Genomic DNA, 822 nt, shown 5'->3' with positions numbered 1-822 from the left:
TCGACACCGGCCTCGGTGTTACTGTCGAGAACGTCGTTGTTCAGTGCGTCGAGCAGCTGATCGGTGGAGCTGTCCTCACCAGTCGCCTCGAGGAGGCCGGACAGACCACTCGCGTCGATCTGGTGGACGACCCGGTCGCCCTCAGCGATGTCGCCGCTCTGGGTGACGTTCTGCCCAACACGGGCGTTCAGCGCCTCCACCGAGTCGTCAGCGTCGAGAATGTCGCTGGCGACACCGTCAGAGACGGTCCACGTGNACGTTCTGCCCAACACGGGCGTTCAGCGCCTCCACCGAGTCGTCAGCGTCGAGAATGTCGCTGGCGACACCGTCAGAGACGGTCCACGTGTTGATCGTTTCGCTGGTCGACCGCTCCTCAAGGAAGAGCGTGCCGACGTTGTCCGGCGAGTCGAGCGTCTCCTCAGCGTCGCCAGAGGTGGAGACTGCGAGCTCGTAGTCGCCAGAGTCGAGCATGTTGATGCCCGTCGTCTGGTNCAGTACGGTCGAAGTCGATGTTCGCGTCTTCGTCGGCGTCGTCCTCGTCGAGCCAGACGATGTCACCAGCGGCAGCCGAGTTGTTCCCGGCCGCGTAGCTGTTGAAGTAGATGGTGATCTCGTCCTGGTCGCCGAAGTCGGTGATCGAGACGTTCGCCTGGTAGCCAACGTCGTCTTCGTTACCGATGACCAGCGTCCCACTGGTGGCGGCCTCAGAGGCCGACACCGTGATCGGAACCACGTCACCCTGCTGTTCGGTCAGCGAACTCTCGGTGAGATCGAGTTCACCGTCGCCAACATCGTTCACCGTGATGCTGGCCGTGTCGGACG

Annotated in this window: 1 protein-coding gene; it reads right to left on the bottom strand. The window is 62.9% G+C overall.

Annotated features, from left to right (window positions below; translation table 11 throughout):
* Positions 1-418 precede the first annotated feature (418 nt).
* Positions 419-799: a DUF7827 domain-containing protein gene (locus tag C471_RS18440; RefSeq protein ID WP_449272095.1), complete on the bottom strand. Its 381-nt coding sequence runs from the start codon at positions 797-799 to the stop codon at positions 419-421.
* Between the last annotated feature and the right edge of the window lie 23 nt (positions 800-822).

Origin of the sequence: Halorubrum saccharovorum DSM 1137, assembly GCF_000337915.1 — an archaeon.
GTDB lineage: Archaea > Halobacteriota > Halobacteria > Halobacteriales > Haloferacaceae > Halorubrum > Halorubrum saccharovorum.
Note: the sequence above shows the minus strand (reverse complement) of the source record. Positions and strands in the feature narration are given on the sequence as shown.